Genomic DNA, 1,435 nt, shown 5'->3' on the forward strand with positions numbered 1-1,435 from the left:
CTAGTAGTACTTAGTTAGGTCGGGGCGCGTTGTCGGCAGTGGGGGCAGTAACCGAGCCATGCGGCGAGAAGGCTTTGCAGTTCCTTCAGGACGCGGTAGAGGCTCAGGCTGCCCCATTCGCTTTTGGGCGGGTGAGGCGCAGCCGGGTGATGAAGAGGTGGGCTGCGGTGACGAGGGTGACGTGGCGGTGCCAGCCCGGGTAGGTGCGCCCTTCGAAGTGGGCCAGCCCCAGTCCGGTCTTGAGTTCGCGGTAGTCGTGTTCGATCCGCCAGCGCATTTTTGCGAGCCGGACCATGGTTTTCAGCGAGGTATCCGCGGGCAGGGACGAGAGCCAGTAGTCGGTGGGTTCGGCGGCGCCCGCTGGCCATTCGCAGATCAGCCATTCCTCGGGCAGCGATCCATCGGCGGCCAGCGGGATGTCGCGGTTGGCAGGGCGGACGCGCACGGCCAGGAACTTCGATGTCATCGAGGCCAGCTTGTTCGCGGGGCCGGTCTTGGTGCCCCGGCGCCAGGTCACCTGGCGGCGGTGGACCCGCCCGGTGCTTATGGCAATCTCGCGCAACGAGGACGGCTTGTCGCGGTAGCGGGGCGCGGGCGGGCGGCCCCGGCTGCCGGTTGCGGGTACGGTTTCGGGGACGGCGTCGGCGGGATAGGCGCTGGTGGAGGCCTTGACGGCCAGCACGTACGGGATGGACCGGGCGTCCAGCCCGAGGCGGAATCCGGTGGTGTCCCCGTAGCCGGCATCGGCGACCACCGCCGGCGGCGCCCACCCCCAGGTGGCGGCCTCATCGATCATCTCCAGGGCCTGGGACCATTTGGTGCGGTGTCTGATGGTGTCCGGGATCTTCGCTTTCTGCCGCCGCAGCATGGTCTTTTCGGCGTCTTCGTTGGTCTCGGCGCAGGTGTCGTCCCAGGCTTCGGGCACGTAGAGCCGCCAGTTCAGCGGGCACGAGGCGGCGTCCGTGGCCGCGTGCAGGCTGACGGCGATCTGGCAGTTGCCGACCTTGCCCAGCGTGCCCGAGTACTGCCGCGCCACGCACGGCGAGGACCGTCCGTCCTTCTTGAAGCCGGTGTCATCGATCACCCACGCCTCCGGCGCGATCGTTTCCATGGCAATATTGGCCAGCTGACGGCGGACCGGTTCCACCGCCCATGGGGAGGAGGAGACGAACTGTTGCAGTTGCTGGTAGTCCACTCCGAGACGTTCACCCATCGGCTGCATCGACTTCCGCCGCCCGTCAAGCATCAGCCCCTGCAGGTACAGCCGCCCCTTGGCCCGCTGATCCGACCGCGTCAGTGATCCAAAGACCTGCCCAACGAAATCCTCCAGTGCGGCCCTGGCCTCCGCCAGCTCATCTGGTTCCATGACCGAAAAATTAACAGAACCGGGAACGGATTAAAACCCGACACGCCACACCTAACTAAGTACTACTAG

General features: G+C 66.3%; 1 protein-coding gene. It reads right to left on the reverse strand.

The features are described 5' to 3' along the window. Nucleotides 1-103: 103 nt before the first annotated feature. Nucleotides 104-1,366, reverse strand: coding sequence for an IS701 family transposase (locus tag B0G38_RS23170; RefSeq protein WP_264671654.1), 1,263 nt, complete (start codon nucleotides 1,364-1,366; stop codon nucleotides 104-106). Nucleotides 1,367-1,435 lie beyond the last annotated feature (69 nt).

This window comes from Crystallibacter permensis, from assembly GCF_025960875.1.
Taxonomy (GTDB): Bacteria; Actinomycetota; Actinomycetes; order Actinomycetales; family Micrococcaceae; genus Crystallibacter; species Crystallibacter permensis.

Bases quoted from the DNA above. Each gene is read 5' to 3' on its own strand.
- B0G38_RS23170 (WP_264671654.1), bottom strand. From the start codon at position 1,366: ATGGAACCAGATGAGCTGGCGGAGGCCAGGGCCGCACTGGAGGATTTC.